Raw genomic sequence first — 21,712 nt, forward strand, 5'->3', positions numbered from 1 at the left:
ATGATTAGAAAAGTAGGAATTATCGCTGCGGCTTTGTCACTTGCTCTGTCAGGTGCAAGCGCGATGGCAAAGGTGTCTGACGCAGATGCCAATAAACTAGGTAACGAATTGACGCCACTGGGCGCTATGAAAGCAGGTAATGCAGACGGCAGTATCCCAGCGTGGACTGGCGGTATTACTTCAGCACCAGCGGGCTACACAGTGGGTGATCACCATCCAGACCCGTACCCTGAAGATAAAGTGCTATTTGAAATCACGGCACAAAACTACAAAGAATATGCGGACTTTCTATCTGAAGGTCAGAAAAAGCTTTTCGAAGCTTACCCTGAAACCTTCCGTATGCCGGTTTACCCAACGCGTCGTTCTGCGTCTAATCCCCAGGCTATCTACGATGCAACTAAGGTAAATGCAACTAGCGCGGAGCTATTAGACGGCGGTAACGGAATTAAAGGGGCTGTTCTTGGTATTCCGTTCCCAATTCCACAAAATGGTCTTGAAGCAATTTGGAACCATATACTTCGCTATCGCGGTGAAGCGGTTCAGCGTAATGGTGGTCAAGCTGCAGTAACAACTGGCGGTGATTACAACGTAATCGGTTTCGATGAGCAGTTATTAATTAAGTACGCAGAAGAAGGTGCTACACCAGAAAAGCTTACTGACGAAAACGTCCTTTTCATGTTTAAACAAAAAGTAACAAAGCCTGCTCGTTTGGCGGGTACAGCACTGCTTGTACATGAAACAGTTGACCAAGTAAAAGAGCCGCGTAAAGCATGGACCTACAACACGGGTCAGCGACGTGTACGTTTGGCCCCAAACATTGCTTATGATACACCTGGAACTGCAGCTGATGGCCTTCGTACTACCGATGACTTTGATATGTTTAACGGCTCACCAAACCGTTACAACTGGAAGTTAGTGGGTAAGAAAGAAATGTTCGTTGCATACAACAACTATGCACTTCATTCAGATAATGCGAAGTACGATGACATCTTAAAGCCAAATCACGTTAATCCAGACCTAACACGTTGGGAAAAACACCGCGTTTGGGAAGTAGAAGCCACATTGAAAGACGGTTTCCGTCATATTTATCAAAAGCGTGTATTCTTCATTGATGAAGATAGCTGGCAAATTCAAGTTGCTGATATGTATGATAATCGTGGCGAACTTTATCGTGTTGGTGTAGCGTATGGTGTGAACTATTATGAAGTACCTACCCAGTGGTCTACGCTGGATGTGTACCATGACTTGAACTCTCGTCGTTACCTGGCCATTGGCCTCGATAACGAAGAAGAGATGTACGACTTCACCGTACGCCCACGAGATGTGGAATTCACACCTCAGGCGTTACGACGAGAAGGTATGCGCTAATCGCCTTAAACAACAAACGGTTGGCAATTGCCAACCGTTTTTGTATGCAGACAATTATAAATAGGGGGAATGGTTAATTATGAAAAAAACCATTGCAGCGTGCATTGCCGCCACTTTCGCAGTTAATTACTCTACAACTGCAATCGCCGAAGAAGCATTCATGGCACCACTGGTTGAGCAATCGGTTCTTTTGGACATAGACGCTGATACATTTGTCGTTATTGTCGGTGAACGCGGTCACGTGTTAGTTTCAAAGGATGGTGAGGCATTTACTCAAAAAGCCGTACCAACACAATCAACGCTTACAGCGACAACTGTTGTAGGCGATAATATTTGGGCAGTGGGCCACGACGCTGTTATTCTTCATTCTTCAGATAAAGGCGAAACGTGGGAAATTCAAAATTTCCAACCTGACCTTCAGCGCCCATTTCTAGACGTATTATTCTTCAATGAAAAGCAGGGGATTGCTACAGGTGCCTATGGCTTGTTCTATCGAACCTTAGACGGTGGAAAAACATGGACGGCAGAACGTCATGCCAGTCTGCTTGACCCAATGGATCAAGAATACCTTGAAGATATTCGAAAAGAAGATGAAGACTTCTATCAGCAAGAACTTGAATCTATTTTACCCCACTTAAACAGAATTACCCTTGATGGTGATACGCTTTACCTAGCAGGCGAAGCCGGGTTGCTAGCCAAAAGTACCAATATGGGAGAATCGTGGGAACGGTATTACGTCGACTATACAGGATCGTTTTTCGATATTAAGCCGCTTGATGAAAATACCGTTCTAGCGGTTGGCCTTCGCGGAAATATATTTGTTAACAGAAACGAAGGTGAGTGGGAATACGTACAAACTTGCTCAACCAGCACACTAAATTCAATTCTAATTGGTTCTGAATCGAAGGTTTATGCTTTGGGTAACAACGGGATGATGGTAAGCGCACAGCGACCTTTACCCACCAGTATGCGAGACCCCTATGCAAACCTTTCAGATTGCGAAGCTGATGAAGGCATTGTCGTTTCACAAATTAAAGACAAAGCCGCGCTTCTTAATGCAACACAGTTTAAAGGTAAGAATATTGCCGTTACTGCGAATGGCATTAAAACGTTGAATTTAAAATAGGGCAGTATAAAAACAATGACCCATTTTCTTGAAAAATTAGTATTCGGAAACCGTAAAATTGTCGTAGCCTTGTTTGCTATAGCCACAGTTTTCCTTGGTTACCAAGCTTCACAAATGCGCTTAGACGCAGGTTTTGAAAAGAACATACCGCTAAATCACGAATACATGAAAACGTACATTGAGCACCGCCAAGATTTTGGTGGCGCTAACAATATATTAGTTTCTGTGTGTGATAAAAACGATAACATCTACAATCAAAACTTCTTCGATACACTAAAGAATGTTCACGACCAACTCTTCTTTATTAATGGGGTGAACCGTTCGTTAGTTATTTCGCTTTTCTCTCCTTCAACCCGCTTTACTGAAATTGTGGAAGGCGGCTTTGCAGGCGGACCGGTCATTCCTGCAGACTTTAATTCTGCAAGCCCAGAAGCATTAGAGTTGGTGGCTGCCAACGTAGAAAAGGCAAACATCGTCGGAAGACAAGTATCCAGTGATTACAGCTGCGCAATGGTAACAGCGCAATTGCTCGATATTGACCCGCAAACTGGCGAGCCTCTCAATACGTTGGCATTAGCGGCAGAACTAGAAGAGCAGCTTCGCGGTCAATATGAAAACGAAAATACGTCTATTCATATAATTGGCTTTGCAAAAATGATTGGCGATGTGGCCGACGGTGCAAAAGACGTGCTGATCTTTTTCGCCATTGCTATCGCGATTACTGCCGTAATGGTGTATTTCTTCTCGCGTAGCATCATGCTTACGTTATTGCCATTAGTATGCTCAATCATTGCCGTTATCTGGCAGCTAGGCCTGCTTACTTCAATTGGCTTTGGTATGGACCCTATGTCAATACTGGTGCCATTTTTAGTATTTGCCATTGGTGTGAGCCACGGCGTACAAATGATAAACGCGGTAGAAAAACAAGCAGTAACCGGTATTGGTGCTAAACGGGCATCTATGGCGGCATTCAGAAACTTGCTGGTTCCAGGCGGAATTGCATTGTTATCTGATACGGTTGGCTTTATGACGTTATTGGTAATCGATATCGGCATTATTCGCGAGTTGGCGATTACGGCAAGTATGGGGGTAGCGGTAATAATCCTTACCAACTTGTTGCTGCTGCCTGTGCTGATGAGCTTCTTAAAACTTGACCAGAAATATGTCGAAAAATTCGCGGGTAAAGAACACGCTAATTCGAAATTCTGGGAAGTCATTGCCGCTTGTTCACGTAAAAAGCCTGCGGCAATAATTCTTATCGTTACTGCTATCCTATTCGTGTTTGGTCATTTCCAAGCTCAGAATATGAAGATAGGGGACTTACATGCGGGTGCACCTGCGCTTCATGAAACGTCACGCTACAATCAGGACACTTTCCTGATTACCGATAAGTACGAAGTAACGGTAGATTACATTTCTATTTTGGTTGAAACCACACCAGAAGCTTGTACGTCACACAGCGTGATGAAGGCCATGGACGATTTCCAATGGAAAATGGAAAATGTTCAAGGCGTTCAGTCGGCGGTTTCGTTGGCTTCTGTTGCCAAAATTGTTAACGCAGGTTACAACGAAGGCAACGTTAAGTGGCAGGTACTCCCTCGTAACCAGCAAACATTGGTGCAGGCAATTTCTCGCGTTCCAACGTCGTCTGGTTTACTTAACGGCGACTGCTCGGTCATGCCAATTATTCTGTTTATGGAAGACCACAAAGCAGAAACGATCTCTCGTGTCGTTGAAGCGGTAAAAGCGTATCGCGATGAATATCAAACCGATGATATGAAGTTCAGTCTTGCTTCTGGGCCTGTTGGCGTGATGGCCGCAACTAATGAAGCGGTTAGTGCAGCGCAAGACCCTATGATGCTTTATGTATTTGGCGCCGTTATTGCGTTGTGTCTAATTAGCTTCCGCTCACTGCGTGCTACGTTAGTTGTTGTTATTCCGCTGTATGTGGTGTCTGTACTGGCGCAAGCCTTAATGACATACCTTCAAATTGGCCTCACCGTTTCTACATTACCAGTTATCGCACTTGGCGTGGGTATAGGTGTGGACTATGGTATTTATATACTCTCTACCAAGAGCTTAATGCTGAAGAAAGGCGCTACCGTTCAAGAAGCATATTTCGCTGCATTAAAAGAACGTGGAAGTGCTGTGCTATTTACCGGTATTACGCTGGCAATAGGCGTGAGCACATGGGTGTTCTCTTCGCTTAAGTTCCAAATGGATATGGGCATTTTGCTTACATTTATGTTCGTCGTGAACATGCTTGGAGCAATAATTGTACTGCCTGCACTAGCAAGATTCCTATGGTGGAACAAGAATGACCCTGATGCATAAAATATTTTTGCATAGCTAAGCATTAAAAAGGGCCTTTAGGCCCTTTTTTTTGGGTGTTTTCTGCATACTTATCTATGCTGTTAATATAAGGTTAAAAATGGGCTTTCATTAGCGTCATTTATTAGAGAAAATAGTTAGGTACTCGGCACTTATACCAAGCTGGATTGGTATTACGACATTCAAAAAAGGTTAACAAATGACAGTCACCTCACAGCGACACTCAGTACTGCTAGACAATGTATTTGCACTTATCGACAAAAAAGTAGATACCAAGCAGAAGTCTCTTGTGCAGCAATTCGGACGTCTGTTGTATAAAAATATTTCAAGCGATGACCTAGAAAATCGCAACGACAGCGACCTTTATGGTGCAACACTTAGTTTATGGAATGGCTTGGCGAAGTTTGAACATACGTCGCCATACATACGCGTATTTAACCCGGAAATTGCCAAACACGGCTGGCACTCAAGCCACACAATTGTTGAGATTATTGTGTCGGATATGCCATTCTTGGTTGACTCGGTGCGCATGTTGCTAAATCGTTTGAACATCACCGCACATTTATTCCTTCACAGCCCAATTGGCATCAAGCGCGACAAAGCGAACAAAGTTGAAGCGTTTGCTGAGCCAGGTCAATCGCTTGAAGGTGCGAAAAAAGAAACGGTCATCTTTATCGAAATCGATAGACAAACATCGAAAAAAGATATCGATGCTCTAACACAAGAACTGCACTCTGTCGTTGATGAAGTTTCTTTGGCAGTTCAAGACTGGCAAGGTATGACAAATACCTTGCAAGACGTAATTAAAAACAATGCTAAATTTAACTGGCCTGTATCTGCAGAAGCCAAAAAGCAAACTAAAGCTTACTTAGAATGGTTAGGCGATCACAACTTCACAATGATGGGTTACCGTTATTATGACGTTAAAGCCATTGAAGGGGACCATAGATGGATCCCTCAAAACGACACCAGTTTGGGTTTGCTTAAAAACTCAGTAAACGACCGAGAGCGTTTGTTGTCTCGCTTACCTGCGTCGGCCCGTGCCGAAGCGCTTAGCAAAAACCCATTGATTCTGACCAAAACAAATTCACGCGCGCGAGTACACCGTCCTGCATATATGGACTATGTAGGCGTGAAGGTGTTTAACAAAGAAGGTCAGGTTGTTGGTGAGCACCGCTTTTTAGGTCTGTATTCTGCCTCTTTCTATAACAACAGCGTAACTCAGCTTCCGATTTTACGTGAAAAAATCAAACGTATTTGTGAGCTATCTGGTTTCGAGCCTGGAACTCACGCATACAAAGCGTTTGCAAATATTATAGAAACCTACCCACGAGATGAGTTGCTACAAACGCCAGCGGAAGAGCTAGCGCAAATTGTGATGGGTATTTTTCAAATGCAAGAGCGTGGAATTTCACGTTTATTCATTCGAAAAGACATTTTTGGCCGCTTTTTCTCGTGCATGGTGTTTGTGCCAAGAGAGCGCTATAACACCCAGTTACGCAAAGAAACCCAAGCGCTACTTAAAGCGTCATTGGGCGCAACTGAAGAAGTGGAATTTACTACGTTCTTCTCAGAGTCTGTATATGCCCGTACGCATTACATTGCTAGAGTCAACGACAACAACGCGGAATTCGATGTGAAGGAAATAGAGCAAAACATTATTGAGTTGACCAAAACCTGGAATGACAGACTCGCGTCAGCTATTTCAGCGGCACACGGAGAGGCTTCGGGTAAAGCGTTGGAACGCAAATACAACAATGCTTTCTCTCGAAGCTATATGGAGCATAACCTACCGTCAGCAGCGCTTGTAGATATTGGCAAACTAGAGATGTTAGACGACAACCACACATTGGATATGTTGTTCTATCGTCCACAAGAAGAAGACGCTGACAGCCAAGTAGTTAAGCTTAAGCTTTTCCACCGTGCTGAGCCTATTCATTTGTCTGACGTGTTACCGATGCTTGAGAATTTTGGGTTACGCGTAATCGATGAAAGCCCTTATAAAGTCACGTGTTCAGAAGGTGAACGTAACTGGGTCATGGACTTCACCATGTTACATAAAAGTGGTCAGCACTTTGACATGGAAAACGCCCAGGTTCTCTTTCAAGATGCCTTTGCCAAAGTGTGGTACAAGACACTAGAAGACGACGCGTTTAACCGCCTTATCCTTGGCGCGAATATGACTGGCCGTAAAGTTACGGTACTCCGTGCTTATGCTAAATACATGCGCCAGACCGGCAGTTCTTTCAGCCGTGACTACATCGCAAACACACTAGCTAACTATCCAGACATTGCTCGTTTACTCGTAGACTTTTTCGACCAGCGTTTTAATCCTAAGAAAAAGCGCAATGAGAAAAAAGAGGAAGGTATTCTTGAGACTATTAAGGAACAGTTAGATAACGTTAGCAACTTGGATGATGACCGAATTATTCGTCGTTATCTGGATATGATGTCTGCAACGTTACGTACAAACTTCTATCAGGCAGACGATGCCGGCAATGAAAAATCATATGTATCATTTAAGATGATGCCTGAACTCATTCCTGACATGCCATTACCACTGCCTAAGTTTGAAATTTTTGTTTACAGTCCTCGCGTTGAAGGTGTGCACCTGCGTGGCGGCAAGGTTGCCCGCGGCGGTCTTCGTTGGTCTGATAGACAAGAAGACTTCAGAACAGAAGTACTCGGCCTAGTAAAAGCGCAACAAGTTAAAAACACGGTGATCGTGCCGGTTGGTGCAAAAGGTGGTTTCGTTTGTAAGAACCTACCTGTAGGCGAAGGTCGCGCAGCTATTCAGGCTGAAGGCCAAGCATGCTATCGCACTTTCATCACCAGCTTGTTAGATATTACTGACAACATTGTAAATGGTGAAATTGTTCCTCCTAAGGATGTTGTTCGCCTTGATGATGACGACCCTTATTTGGTTGTTGCTGCAGATAAAGGCACCGCCACATTCTCTGATATCGCAAACGGTATTGCGGAAGAGTTTGGGTTTTGGCTGGGCGATGCATTTGCATCTGGCGGTAGTATTGGATATGACCATAAGAAAATGGGTATTACTGCACGCGGCGGATGGGAGTCGGTTAAACGTCATTTCAGAGAAATTGGTATCGACTGTCAGACCACTGACTTTACCGCTGTTGGTGTGGGTGACATGGCGGGTGACGTATTCGGTAACGGTATGTTGCTATCAGAGCATACGCGACTAATCGCTGCGTTTAACCATTTACATATTTTCTTCGATCCAAGCCCAGATGCAGCAGCAAGTTATAAAGAGCGTCAACGCCTGTTTGAAAACCCAAGCCTAAGCTGGGAAGACTATGATAGTAAGCTGATTTCAAAAGGCGGTGGCGTATTTAGCCGCGCGTCTAAATCTATCAAGCTTACACCTGAAATGAAAAAGTGGTTAGGTACGCGTCAGCTAACGATGACGCCTAATGAGCTAATTCACAATATATTGAAAATGCCAGTCGACCTACTGTGGAACGGTGGTATCGGTACGTATATTAAGAGCAAGAAAGAATCTCACTCAGACGTAGGTGACCGTGCTAATGATGATTTACGCGTCAACGGTCGTGACGTACAAGCTAAAATTGTGGGCGAGGGCGGTAACTTAGGTCTAACGCAGTTAGGTCGTATTGAGTATGCGTCTAACGGTGGCCGAGTTAACACTGACTTCATCGATAACGTAGGTGGGGTTGATTGCTCTGATAACGAAGTAAACATCAAAATCTTGCTTAACAGCCTAGTTAACGACGGTGAACTTACGCTTAAACAGCGTAATAAGTTGCTCTACGATATGACCGACGATGTAAGTCGAATTGTACTGAAAGACTGCTACCGTCAAACTCAGTCTATCTCTATTACTGAGTTAGCTGGCGTTAAGCAACTTAAAGAACAGCTTCGCTTTATCCACGGTCTTGAGCGTGAAGGTCAGCTAAACCGTGAATTGGAATTTATTCCAAGTGACGATGAGATTTCTGATCGCGTAGCCACGGATCAAGGTTTAACTCGCCCAGAGTTAAGCGTATTGATTGCGTACGGCAAAATGGTACTTAAAGATGCGCTTAATATTCCGGAAATTACTGACAATCCTTACCACGGTAAGTTGTTAGTAGAAGCATTCCCTAAAGTGCTCCGCGAAAAATTCGCAACACACATGCAACAGCATCCGCTTAGAAGCGAAATTATTGCGACTAAGTTAACCAACAACATGGTTAACGACATGGGCCTTAACTTCGTGTTTAGGATGCAGGAAGAAACTGGCGCAAGTGTGAGCGAAATTGCTGACGCATACGCAATTGTTCACGGTATCTTTAATATGAAGACGCTGTGGGAGCGCATCGAACAACTGGATAACGTTATTCCAGCTCAGCTACAGCTTAAAATGTTAGATGAAGCACGTAGAATTATGCGTCGCGCTTCGCGCTGGTATATTCGCCACGGTAATAAGACGCAATCCATTGAAGAAGCCATCGCGAGCTACCGTGGTACCTTCGATATATTATCGAAGAACCTGCAAAACTACTTGGTTAAAAGCGAATTTACTCAGCTTGAAAACGCTACGCAGAAATACATTGATAAGGGTGTACCAGAAGACATCGCTTATCAGGTTGCAAGCTTCTCTAACATGTTCTCTAGCTTTGACCTTGCGCAAATCGTTGAAGCAGATAAGCACGATACCGATGTAGTCGCTAAGCTTTACTATCAGCTAGGTTCTCGTTTAGAACTTCACTGGTTCTTAGATCAGATAAACAACCAGGCGGTAAGCAACCACTGGCAAGCGTTAGCTCGCGCCTCGTATCGTGAAGAGTTAGATTGGCAGCAGCGTTCCATTGCAGCAAATCTTTTAGCTTCTCGCGAAGACGTAAGCAGTGCAGATCAAATTCTTGATGAGTGGATTGAAAGCAATCAGGTCCTACTTAAGCGCTGGTATCACATGATGTCTGAGTTTAAGACCAGTACAACGCACGAATTTGCGAAATTTTCTGTCGCTTTACGTGAATTGATGCTTTTAAGCGTGAAGTCTAACCATTAGAATACACGCACCTTAATGATTTAAGCCCTGTTTATCAGGGCTTTTTATTGGCCGACTGAACATTGCTGTACGTTTTTGCAGCATCGTTTGTAAATGCAAACCTCATACAAGCGCAATATACGTTGATGATCAACAGGCCCTTAATTAGCGAGCGGTAAAAATAACCATGCAATCTCTAGTGCAAAAATTCTTGCTTCAGTGTGAACCTGAAAAAAGTCACGATTTCACCATTAACTGGTTAAACAAGACCCAACATACACCGCTGAAATGGATGTACAGCACACCGACGATTAAAAAGCCCGTTACCGTTGCAGGCATGACCTTCGATAACCCGGTAGGACTTGCCGCCGGGCTTGATAAGAACGGCGATTGTATTGATGCGTTTGCCAGCATGGGATTTGGTTTTGTTGAGATAGGCACGGTAACGCCTCGTCCGCAGCCAGGAAACCCAAAGCCTCGTTTATTCAGAATTCCGGAAAAGCACGCCATTATTAATCGCATGGGATTTAATAATAAAGGTGTTGATCATCTTGTCGAACAAGTGAAAAAGGCTCAGTTTAAAGGGCCTATTGGTATTAATATTGGTAAAAATAAAGATACCGAAGAAGCGAATGCGCTCGACGATTACCTGATTTGTTTAAACAAAGTTTATCCTTACGCAAGCTACGTCACTATTAACATTTCGTCACCGAACACACCTGGCCTAAGAAACCTTCAATACGGTGAAGCGCTCGATAAGCTGTTAGTTGGCCTAAAAGCAGCACAGGAAACGCTAACGCAAACCCACGGTAAATATGTGCCGCTGTTCATTAAAATAGCGCCAGATTTGAGCGATGTGGAAATTGACAGTATTGCTGCTTCACTAATTAACAGCAAAATGGATGGTGTAATTGCCACTAATACGACACTTTCACGTGATGCCGTTGCCGGATTACAGCACGCTGAGGAAATGGGCGGTTTAAGTGGTTCAGTTATGACAGATATGAGCTTAGAAGTAACACGCAAGCTAAACAAAGCACTTGACCGCGCTATTCCTATTATTGGCGTTGGTGGTATTGACTCACCCGAAGCGGCACAAGCACGCTTGGACGCTGGCGCATCACTGGTGCAGGTCTACTCGGCTTTTATTTATCAAGGCCCATCGCTCGTTAAACGCATCGTAAACGCGTTATAATACAATCTAAGTAAACTACACCCGAAACCAATCTCTCGTGTACGTGCTTTTTCTTAAGCACGTACATCAAAAACAGGTACATGAATGAATACTATTCTGGTTACGACCAGTCGCGGTCTTGACGAACTATTAAAACAAGAAGTGCTACGCCTTTGCCCTGATGCGCAAGTTAAGCAAGGGCCTGGCACTATTCAGTTTGAAGGCTCAAAAGAGGATGCGTATAAACTTTGCTTATGGTCACGCTTAGCTAACCGCGTAGTTTGGGTGTTGGCATCAGGCAAAGCAGGCGATGCAGATGCACTGTATAACACGGCTATGGGTATTGACTGGCAAATGCAGATGGATTCACGTCATACCTTATCTGTACAGTTTATCGGCACAAACTTTGCCATAAAAAACACTCAATTTGGTGCGGTTCGTGTTAAAGACGCCATAGTAGATTCATTTGTAGAGCAAGGCTTACCGCGCCCATCAGTAGAACGAAAGAGCCCTGATATTTCTGTGTATGCAAGACTACATCGCGATAATGTAATTTTAGGCATAGATTTAGCGGGGGCAAGTCTGCACCAACGCGCATACCGACAAGAAACCGGTGACGCGCCGCTTAAAGAGCATATCGCAAGCGCAATGCTAATGCGTAGTGGATGGACAGAGAATACCGATGCGCCATTGGTCGATTTGATGTGTGGCTCGGGCACCATCGCGATTGAGGCAGCCTACATCGCTCGCAATATTGCGCCAGGTATAAAGCGTATGTATTGGGGCTTTACTAAGTGGCTCGGCCACGAAGAGAAGCTTTGGGATGATTTGGTAGAACAAGCTATTTCCGTTCAGAAGCCAAGCTGCAGTGGTATTTACGCGGGTGATTTCAGCCGTAAAATGGTAGCCATTGCGAAAGCCAACGCTGATTTTGCTGGCGTATTTAACGATATTTCGTTCTCACAGCAAGACGCAACAAAATCTTCTCCTCCCGTTGCCACACCAGGCTACGTCGTTTCAAACCCTCCTTACGGAGAACGTTTGGGCGAGCTAACATCGTTGATACCGCTATTTAGTGATTGGGGTAAGCGTTTTAAAGAAGCCTGGAAGGGATGGCATGTGTCGCTTCTTAGCAGCAATCGTGATTTGCTTCGGGTTTTAAAGCTTCGCGCCACCAAAGACTATGCCATGAATAACGGTAAGCTGGAATGTCGTTTAGCGAATTATGTGTTGGATGAAGAAAACACGGTACAGTTTAGCGAGGACGCTAGCAACCACGAGTTTGCCAATCGTTTGAAGAAAAACCTCAAACGCATGAAAGGCTGGATAAAGAACGCTAACACTAACTGTTACCGCATATACGATGCTGACCTGCCAGATTATAACGTTGCCGTAGATAGATATGGTGACTGGCTGGTCGTTCAAGAATACGCGCCGCCAAAAACGGTTTCTGAAGATAAAGCACGCAAGCGTCTGCAAGAAGTCTTGCTTCATTTGCCAGCAGTAACAGGTGTTTCACCAAAACAGATAGCGCTTAAAGTGCGTAGCCAACAAAAAGGTACAAAACAGTACGAGAAAATTAATCAGACTGGCGACATGATGGAAGTGTTTGAAAATGGCGCTCGTTTCCTGGTTAACCTTACTGACTACTTGGACACAGGCCTTTTCTTAGATCACCGTAATACCCGCCAAAAAGTGCAGGCGTTGTCCCAAGGTAAAGACGTTCTTAACTTGTTTTCATATACGGGTAGTGTGTCGGTATTCGCCGCTAAAGGTGGCGCAAAGTCTGTAACGACAGTGGATATGTCTAATACTTATTTAGAGTGGGCAAAGAAGAACGTAGCGCTGAACAAACTCACTGCGCCTCATGCTTTTATTCAAGCTGACTGCACCACTTGGTTAGGCACGCATAAAGGCAAATACGACTTAATTTTTATCGACCCACCTTCATTTTCGAATTCAAAGCGTATGCAAAATACGTGGGATGTGCAGCGCGACCACGTAAAAATGCTTACCGATGCTAAAGCGTGCTTAAAAGAGCAGGGGATCATCATCTTCTCTAACAACAAGCGTGGCTTTAAGCTAGATGAGACAGCCATGAGTGAACTGGGATTGTCAGTAGACAATATTACCAAAGACACTATTCCAGAAGATTTTGCACGTAAAGGCAACATCCATCAGTGCTGGGTGCTAGGCTCATGAAAATTTATTTTTACACCGGGCCCCAATGTAGCCTGTGCGACTTAGCCGATGTTGAGCTTCAACAAACGTCTATGTTTTCATCGCTTAATATAGAGAAGGTTAACATTCGCACTAGCACTGAGCTTTATCATTTGTACGGTGCAAGGATCCCCGTTTTGAAACGGGCAGATAATGAAAAAGAAATCGGCTGGCCTTTTAATACCGCCGATTTAGAGGAGTTTCTTCAGTGAGCATTTTGCAGTTAAAAAACATCACTGTTATTTATGGGAATCCGCCGCTGTTAGACGGTGTCGAACTGGTTGTACAGCCTAAAGAGCGCGTCTGCTTAGTAGGTCGCAACGGTAGCGGTAAATCAACACTGATGAAAGTTATTGCTGGCGATATTATTGCCGACGATGGGCAGCGTATAATTGAAAATAATACGGTCATTGCGCGCCTAGAGCAGGACCCGCCCCAAACTACCGATGTGACGCTTTTTGACTATGTTGCCGAAGGCTTATCTGACGTAGGTGAAACACTGAAAGCCTACTTTCATCAAACCCGTATCGTTGGTGAAGATCCAAGCGAATCGAATTTAAATAAATTACAGCGACTACAAGAACAGTTAGAAGCCAGAGACGCGTGGCAGTTTGAACAGCAAATTGAACAGACGCTAACCATGCTAAAGCTAGACCCTGAGATATCGCTATCTACTCTTTCTGGGGGATGGCGCAGAAAAGCAGCGCTAGCTCGTGCGCTTGTTCGACAGCCGGATTTGCTCCTGTTAGACGAACCAACTAACCACCTTGATATTGAAATGATCCGCTGGCTTGAATCCAGCTTGAGTAATTACCAAGGCGCAATTGTGTTTGTAAGCCACGACCGTGCATTTATACGTGCCATGGCTACGCGAATTATTGATCTAGACCGCGGCTCGGTTACGAGCTATCCGGGTAACTACGAAACTTATTTAGAAAAGAAGCAGCACGATTTAGAGGTTGAAGCTTCACAAAACGCTGAGTTTGATAAAAAACTAGCGCAAGAAGAGGTATGGATTCGTCAGGGCATCAAAGCCCGCCGTACCCGCAACGAAGGCCGAGTAAGAGCGCTGAAAAAACTACGCGAGGAGCGTAAAGCGAGAAGAGCGGTTCAGGGCAATGCGGTAGTCAATCAACACCAGGGCGCGCGCTCTGGAAAGATGGTGTTTGAAGTAAAAGACTTAAGCTATAGCATTGAAGGCAAGCCTATTGTTAAAGGGTTAAACCTGAATGTTTTGCGTGGTGACAAGCTTGCTCTCATTGGTCCTAATGGTAGCGGTAAAAGTACGCTTATCAAGCTTCTACTAGGCGAACTCCAGCCCGATAGCGGCAACTGCAAACAAGGCACTAATCTTGAAGTTGCTTACTTTGACCAGCACCGCCACGGGCTGGATTTAGAAAAGTCTGTGATAGACGCGGTAGGCGACGGTAAACGAGATCTGATGGTAAATGGCCACCCACGCCATGTGATCAGCTATTTACAAGATTACTTGTTTACGCCTGAACGCGTTAATGCACCGGTTAAGTCGCTATCAGGTGGAGAAAAAAACCGCCTGATGCTAGCAAAACTGATGCTTAAACCGAGCAACGTTTTGGTGCTGGATGAGCCTACCAATGACTTAGACGTTGAAACCTTGGAAATGCTCGAAACCTTACTCAACGAATATACCGGCACCGTGCTTTTAGTCAGTCACGATAGGGAATTTGTTGATAACGTAGCAAATAGTAGCGTGGTATTCGAGGGTAATGGAATGCTTCGCGAATTTATTGGGGGTTTCACTGACGTAGAAAACTGGTATAAAGAGCAACAGGAAAAACGTCAGCAAATCGAAAAGGAAGAAAAAGCCAAGGTAAAGAATGAAACTAATTCAGCTTCAGACAGTCCTAGTGCTAAGTCTTCTCCCCGTAAGACGAAAAAGCTATCATACAAAGACCAGCGTGAACTTGAGTCCTTACCGAAAGAGCTAGAGACACTTGAGGAAGAGCTTGAGGCTATGCAAGAAAAAGTGAATGACCCGGACTTTTTCAAACAAGACAGTGACATTACTGCCAAGGCGTTAGCCGAGCTGGCAGATAAAGAAGAATTACTTTCCCAGAAATATGCGCGCTGGGATGAACTAGAAAGTATGCTGGAAGATAATCAGCAGTAAATAGGATTTTAAATGAAACGAACTCAGCTTGCCGCCGCCGTTCTGTTGGCAACAGGAAGTGTTTCGGCATTCGCCGCGACCTATTCAGTGACGCCTCTTCCTTTACAGGATACCGCTAGAAACAATTTTGCTCGTTCGATTGATAACTCAGGCAAAATGTTGTCTGTCGTTCAACTGGAGTTCAATCCACCAATCGACGCAGAGCAGCTTGAAGAAGACACGACTTTTTTTGACCAGTTCGGTGAGAGTCTAGAAAACGAAGATGACGCACGCCAGGGTGTTTTTACAGACATAGACTACACCACGGTAGTAAACTATCTTCTATCGAACCCAAATCTTACAACGGGACAGAAGCTAGCGTCGTATAGAACCTATGCAACCGACACTCAAGATATATCATTAGTACCAGGTCTTGATGAAGTTACAGACAAATTTGATGACTATACGCGATCTGTTGAATCGACTGGTCGTGACAGCTTGAACGGTAACTTTATTGTCGGTGATTCTTCGGGACTGGTTGTTCTAGACCCATATGAGAACGAAGATGGCGATACATTAAACTACACGTATCCAGAGTCAGCACAACAAGCCTTTGTTCAAGCATCTGGAGAGACTAAAGTACTTCCAGCTGTTGATGACACTGTAGGAGGGTTCTCTTCAGCTCGAGCAATAAACGCAAACTTACAGGTTGCAGGTTTCAGTACTGTTAGTTTCCGCGATGATGTTGCCGATGCTGTTGAAACGTGTACAGACGATGAGTCTCGTGGTGACACATCTGAAGGTCGCTGCCTGTTTACTATTTATAATGGCGATTTTGCTGTTCCACGTATTTCTAGCTACTTCATTAATTCATCTACAAATTACTTACCGAGCTTCGTATTGCTGTCTGAGGTTAACGCTACCATTTGGCAGATCGATGTCAACGGCGATGTAATCAGCACCGATACCTACCCGTTATTATTTGAACCTGATGAAGACGATACACGCCACTATTTCACGTATGCCTATGACATAAATAACCAAGGTATCGCAGTCGGTGAAGGCCTTACTGGAGATCGCATTACGATAACGCGCCCAAATACATCAGGCAGAACTGAAAGTGAACGAGTTGCAACGGTTTTCAGAGACGGTGAAACCATTGAACTTCTTCCACGCGAAGAAAATATCATTAGCCAGGCTATCGCAATTAATGATGAAAATTGGGTGACGGGTGCAGTGCTTCGTTCACAAAGCGATATCGCACGCTCTCGTTTGTTTGTATACAACCTTGATACCCAAGAACAGCATTACCCTGATGGCTTCTTCGTGAGTGCTGGTGTGACTGCGAATGCCATTAACAATAATAATATCGTGGTGGGTAAGGCAGACGTGGATGCAACGAGTGATACGCTTCGCGATACAGCGGCATTTATGTACAACATTGATACTGAAGAGTTTACTAACTTAAATGATTTAGTTTCTTGTGATAACCCATATGAGCTAATTGAAGCAGTAGATATCAACGATGATAATGAGATCATTGCGAATGCGAGAATTAAAGCTACGAACAAGTATGTAACGGGTAACGATATAATTAATTCAGACGGTGAAACAGAAGAAATCGACTCCGTAGTGGCGGTTAAACTGTCTCCGTTATCGAATGGTTCCATAGATGAATGTGAAATTCCTGAGGACGAACAGCCCTATGAGCGAAAAGGAGCTGCAACAGGTTTACTCGCATTTTTTGGTCTATTTGCTGCAGTATTTATGCGTAGACGTTTAAAGAAATAGCTGACCATTTGGACAATATGTAATCAATATTAAAAGAGCCACCTATGCGTGGCTTTTTTTATGTCTAAAAAACGTAAAAAAAGACATATTTATGCATAAAAAATGTAACATAAATTTCATAGAAACTTCATTTATTTAAATTTTGTCAAGCCCTTTTATTTTTTATTTTTCTTGAACCATTTAGTTAATTGCACTATCACAGTATTGTACGCAATCACTTTTCCGGCACTATCAACCGAAATGATGTAGAGCGCTCGAGAAAATGATTTGTTGTACTTTCAACAAACAAAAGAGGCTAATCAATGAAAAGACAAAAAAGAGATAAACTGACACGCGCACATTCGAAAGGCTATCAAGCTGGCATTAGCGGTCGTTCAAAGGAAAATTGTCCATTTCAGCAAAACGATGCACGTTCACAGTGGTTAGGTGGATGGCGCGAGGCAGTAGAAGACAGACACTTAGGTTTAAGTGTTAAATAACACTTCTCTTTTATGAACTGATTATGCAAAAAGGAAAGCCCCTGAAAAGGGGCTTTTTTGTTGGTCAACGGTAATTGACCTTATAGCTCTATAAAGGCAGTTTAGAAGTTTGAGGTATCTTGGAACAAGCCAACTTTCAAATCTTTCGCTACGTAAATCTCACGGCCATCAACTTCTACTGAACCATCTGCCATACCCATGAAAAGTTTACGCTTTATCACGCGCTTCATCGTGATCTTATACGTTACCTTCTTAGCGGTTGGAAGGATTTGACCGGTAAATTTAACTTCACCTACACCTAAAGCTCGGCCTTTACCAGGGCCGCCGCTCCAACCTAAGAAGAAACCAACTAACTGCCACATCGCGTCTAGGCCTAGGCATCCCGGCATTACCGGATCACCTGGGAAGTGACAATCAAAAAACCATAAATCGGGGGTAATATCTAATTCAGCGATAATTTCGCCTTTCCCATGTTCACCGCCATCTTCTGTAATTGAAACTACGCGATCCATCATTAACATGTTAGGTGCGGGAAGTTGACTGTTACCTGGGCCAAACATTTCACCACGGCTACACGCCAATAAATCTTCTTTGTTAAAACTATTTTTCTTCTCTGACATTCCCAACTCGTTGCTGTTATTAAAGTGACGCTGCTAATTTAGCGAACAGTTGTACGCCAAACAACTCTGAACAGTCATTTTTCTGAAGAAAAACGCATGCTAATATAGGTTTAGCAACTTTAGCTTGTACAAACATCGTTCTACACGTGTGATTTTTGTACTACTTCTAAATACAAGCTCTACAGTAACGTAACATTGTGTGAAAACTATGACAGAACAAATAACGAAAAAAAGCATTAAAAAGAGTGCCGCAGATAGAGCTAAAGCCAACGCTGATAAACAACGAAGGTTCAGAGAAAGGCAAAAAGACGCAGGTAAGAAACTTGTACGGGGCTATGTTAGCCCTGAAGCAAAGGCATGTTATGATGAAATACGCGACAAAACTGGCTGGACTGACAGTGAAGCTATGTCAAATGCCATGCGGCTTATGTACGCAGCTTACAAATGTGGACAAATTAAACTACTGAATGAATGGCTTCGCAAAAATAACCGTTAGCCAGTTTATTTAATTTTTGTTTTCAGCCATGCACGACTTGGACTATTTTGCATGGTGTGGCGTTTAACAATACGATGCGCCTCTTTAACCACATCATCTCGCTCGCGATAGTCCCACAAGCGCTTTGCCGTGATGCGATTATTCTCTGTTATATCAACGAGCGGTTCCACATAGTCGCGTTCAACGTCAAAATCTAACATTTGCGCTTCTAGGGGCGGCAATAAGTGAGGGGCGTGAACAGCTTCACTGGGTAATTTAGCAAGTTCTGGCACCCACTTTTTGATAAATACACCTTCAGGATCTAATTTTGAAGATTGTGTTGCAGGGTTGTATAACCGCACGGTGTGAATGCCGGTTACGCTAGCCTGCATCTGTATTTGGGGGTAATGAATACCTGGCTCAAAATCTAAGAACTGTGTTGCCAAATAATGCGCTGCCTTTAGCCAGTGTACATTTAGGTGATGACACAGAAAACTGGTTACCATGGCGCGCATTCGAAAGTTTAAGTACCCGGTATACTTAAGTGCTCGCATGCAGGCATCTACCAACGGATAGCCGGTCAATCCCATTGTCCAAAGGTAAAAGCGACGCTCGGCTTCTGGGCCATCTATAAACGGAAAGTTTTCGTATCCACTATTCATTGGTCGCCATTCAATACTGTGTTCGCTCTCAAATTTTTGAATAAAATGGCAGTGCCAATGTAACCGAGACGTTAAAGCGGCTAGGGCGCGACTCCATTGTTTTCTATCAGAATTCGGCAGTAACTTTTTCGTCTGCTTTTGATGTTGAACGCTTTGGTAAACTTGCTTAATTGATAGATTGCCCCATGCCAAGTAGGGACTTAAACGAGAACATGCCCGTCTTGCATATTCCGGCTTAGAAATATGTTGATGGTAGTATTGTCCTCTAGCATCGAAAAAATCTTTTAATACTTGCCAAGCACGCCTTTCACCGCCTGGCTGCATCTTGTTTAATTTTTTTAACTTGTCTAAAACATCCTGCCGATAATAATTCGATTTCTCGCTAAAATGAGTACCGGTTTGACTAGTAATATGACAATCAAACAGACCAAGCTCATCTAAATTTTTGCAAGCAGTATTGATGTTGTTGTGCTGGGTCCAGTCGACCCAATTAACGCTGTTTATATCAATATCATAGGTTTTCGTTGTAAAGTGACGATCCCAGTTTTGCTGCCATTGCTCACGGTGAGGCAAACCACGCATCACTGCGCCATACTGGGACTCAATATGGTTTATTTTCTTTTTCTTCAAATAGTTACTTACTGAAATGTCACGGTTATGCGTAACGCTCAACCCTATTTCTTGGTAACTCCTAACCGTTGAAATGGCGTAGTGCTGGGCAATAAGTTCGAGCGCATCAATAACTTCACAGTGTAAGGTCAGTAAACGGGCGCCTGAAGGCAACTGGGCGTTAATGTCGTCGATACTTTGCTGGATAAATTGCCAATGACGCATGTCCATATGCGGGTCGGCTATAAGGGAAGGTTCCCAACAAAAAAGCGGAAGAATGTTTTCGTTTTTTTCAACTGCACGGTAGAGAGGCTCGTGGTCTCGAAGACGAAGGTCACGTTTAAACCATATGACAGTCACAGATTGTTTAGAATGTACTGGAACCATATGACGAACTAACTACAACCACTTTTTACAAAATTGGCCGTCCGAATCATAAATCTCAGTCTGCTTTTGAAGGTTGAACTGTCTGTGGCCGCGAGGGTCGCTTCCAACACCAGCTAAGTAAAGCCAATTGCCCCAATTACTCCCCACATCGTAATCGATTAATTGATGCTCAAACCACGCTGCACCGTATCGCCAGTCCTGCCTTAGTTCGTGAACAAAACAGCTCGCAACCAGTTGCCTGCCTCGGTTTGACATATAGCCAGTTTCAGCGAGTTGTCGCATGCAAGCATCGACTATCGGGTAACCGGTTTTTCCTTCGCACCATAACGCAAAGGTTTCCGGACAATGCTGTGTCGACGGCTTTTTACCCTGGATACCTCCAAAACGAAACCAATTGGCCCCGTATTTACACTGTAACCAATGAAAAAATTCGCGCCAAAGTAATTCAAAGTATATCCAATAAGTGGAATCGTTTTTTTCAACGGTTGCTTCAAACTGTTGAACTTGCCGAATGACTTCCCGTGCAGACAGCGACCCGTTCGCTAACCAAGCCGAAAGCTTGGTACTGTCTTGCCAAGTATCTAAAGCGTTCCTTGTGTCTTTATACGTTGCTGCAGCTTTCCAATCGAAGAGATAAGTATTTAAATGCGTCAGCGCTGCTGTTTCACCTCCAACAAACGATGATTGAGACGGGCTTGGTAAATCAGTATCAATGGCGAATAAAAAAGACTCATCTAATTGCGGTGTAAAAGGGCTTGGTAAGCTATCCATGGGTGGGTGGACTGATAATGGCTTACAGTGCTTTTCCACTTTTCTGCGAAACGGACTAAAAACGTCGGGCATCTCTTCGATGTTGAAAGGAAGGGTTTGTGCATCAAATAAGCCAAAAGTCGGAGTTTCTATTACTGTTACCGAATCGAAAAAGCGCTTTACTGCATTTAATTGTGCTCTCTCATCAAAACCACAGTGCTCGCTTACCCCAAGGTGAGAATATTGTCCGGACTTCATCAATTGAACTAAACACTCAGCAGGGTCGCCTTTGACAATGAGCAAATCGTGTCCGAGCTTAGCTAATTGCCGTTTTAAATCCACAAGTGTTTGAAGCAGGAATGTGTGCCTATGTTTCCCCATAGGCGCAAAACCATATGTCGTAGGTGTAAACGCTTTATCATCAAGAATATAAAGAAAAGTAACCTGCTGTACTGCTTCACACAGCGCAGAAATAGCAGCATTATCGTGAAGTCTAAGGTCATGTCGAAACCAATATAAACCTCGTTGATTGTTGTTCGTACGTTTTGTTTGTTGGTGGTGATTTATCATACTAA

General features: G+C 43.9%; 14 protein-coding genes. 11 read left to right on the top strand and 3 right to left on the bottom strand.

The window, feature by feature from the left end:
- From MASE_RS09625 to rmf, 10 genes are all read left to right on the top strand, one after another.
- Nucleotides 1-1,368 (top strand): DUF1329 domain-containing protein, encoded by a 1,368-nt coding sequence (locus MASE_RS09625; RefSeq protein WP_014949549.1) that lies wholly within the window; start codon nucleotides 1-3, stop codon nucleotides 1,366-1,368.
- 79 nt (nucleotides 1,369-1,447) lie between these two features.
- Nucleotides 1,448-2,494: a WD40/YVTN/BNR-like repeat-containing protein gene (locus tag MASE_RS09630; RefSeq protein WP_014949550.1), complete on the top strand. Its 1,047-nt coding sequence runs from the start codon at nucleotides 1,448-1,450 to the stop codon at nucleotides 2,492-2,494.
- Nucleotides 2,495-2,509: 15 nt separating this feature from the next.
- A complete protein-coding gene (locus tag MASE_RS09635) occupies nucleotides 2,510-4,828 on the top strand; it encodes an efflux RND transporter permease subunit (RefSeq protein WP_014949551.1) in 2,319 nt (772 codons plus the stop codon).
- Between the two features lie 196 nt (nucleotides 4,829-5,024).
- A complete protein-coding gene (locus MASE_RS09640; RefSeq protein WP_014949552.1) occupies nucleotides 5,025-9,863 on the top strand; it encodes an NAD-glutamate dehydrogenase in 4,839 nt (1,612 codons plus the stop codon).
- A gap of 166 nt (nucleotides 9,864-10,029) precedes the next feature.
- Entirely contained in the window at nucleotides 10,030-11,037 is a 1,008-nt protein-coding gene (gene pyrD, locus MASE_RS09645; protein WP_014949553.1) for a quinone-dependent dihydroorotate dehydrogenase, read from the top strand.
- A gap of 84 nt (nucleotides 11,038-11,121) precedes the next feature.
- On the top strand, nucleotides 11,122-13,218 hold the full coding sequence (rlmKL, locus tag MASE_RS09650) for a bifunctional 23S rRNA (guanine(2069)-N(7))-methyltransferase RlmK/23S rRNA (guanine(2445)-N(2))-methyltransferase RlmL (RefSeq protein ID WP_014949554.1): 2,097 nt from the start codon (nucleotides 11,122-11,124) through the stop codon (nucleotides 13,216-13,218).
- Nucleotides 13,215-13,448, top strand: coding sequence for a glutaredoxin family protein (locus tag MASE_RS09655; protein WP_014949555.1), 234 nt, complete (start codon nucleotides 13,215-13,217; stop codon nucleotides 13,446-13,448). Before rlmKL ends, MASE_RS09655 begins: the two co-directional genes overlap by 4 nt.
- Nucleotides 13,445-15,385 carry an ATP-binding cassette ATPase Uup gene (gene uup / locus MASE_RS09660; RefSeq protein ID WP_014949556.1) on the top strand — a complete coding sequence of 647 codons (1,941 nt, stop codon included), beginning with the start codon at nucleotides 13,445-13,447 and terminating at the stop codon, nucleotides 15,383-15,385. Before MASE_RS09655 ends, uup begins: the two co-directional genes overlap by 4 nt.
- Before the next feature lie 12 nt (nucleotides 15,386-15,397).
- Nucleotides 15,398-17,155, top strand: a complete 1,758-nt coding sequence (locus MASE_RS09665) for a DUF3466 family protein (protein WP_014949557.1) — start codon at nucleotides 15,398-15,400, stop codon at nucleotides 17,153-17,155.
- A 302-nt stretch (nucleotides 17,156-17,457) separates the two neighbouring features.
- A complete protein-coding gene (gene rmf / locus MASE_RS09670) occupies nucleotides 17,458-17,634 on the top strand; it encodes a ribosome modulation factor (protein ID WP_014949558.1) in 177 nt (58 codons plus the stop codon).
- A 101-nt stretch (nucleotides 17,635-17,735) separates the two neighbouring features.
- Here the strand turns inward: rmf and fabA are convergent, their stop codons facing one another.
- Entirely contained in the window at nucleotides 17,736-18,254 is a 519-nt protein-coding gene (gene fabA, locus MASE_RS09675; protein ID WP_014949559.1) for a bifunctional 3-hydroxydecanoyl-ACP dehydratase/trans-2-decenoyl-ACP isomerase, read from the bottom strand.
- A gap of 208 nt (nucleotides 18,255-18,462) precedes the next feature.
- Between fabA and MASE_RS09680 the strand changes: the two genes are divergently transcribed.
- Nucleotides 18,463-18,750, top strand: a complete 288-nt coding sequence (locus MASE_RS09680) for a hypothetical protein (protein WP_051129053.1) — start codon at nucleotides 18,463-18,465, stop codon at nucleotides 18,748-18,750.
- 5 nt (nucleotides 18,751-18,755) lie between these two features.
- Here the strand turns inward: MASE_RS09680 and MASE_RS09685 are convergent, their stop codons facing one another.
- The gene (locus MASE_RS09685; protein ID WP_014949561.1) at nucleotides 18,756-20,387 is read right to left on the bottom strand and encodes a cryptochrome/deoxyribodipyrimidine photo-lyase family protein; all 1,632 of its coding nucleotides are present in this window, start codon (nucleotides 20,385-20,387) and stop codon (nucleotides 18,756-18,758) included.
- 12 nt (nucleotides 20,388-20,399) lie between these two features.
- Nucleotides 20,400-21,707 (bottom strand): DASH family cryptochrome, encoded by a 1,308-nt coding sequence (locus MASE_RS09690; RefSeq protein ID WP_014949562.1) that lies wholly within the window; start codon nucleotides 21,705-21,707, stop codon nucleotides 20,400-20,402.
- Nucleotides 21,708-21,712: the final 5 nt, after the last annotated feature.

Origin of the sequence: Alteromonas macleodii ATCC 27126, assembly GCF_000172635.2 — a bacterium.
Lineage (GTDB): Bacteria > Pseudomonadota > Gammaproteobacteria > Enterobacterales > Alteromonadaceae > Alteromonas > Alteromonas macleodii.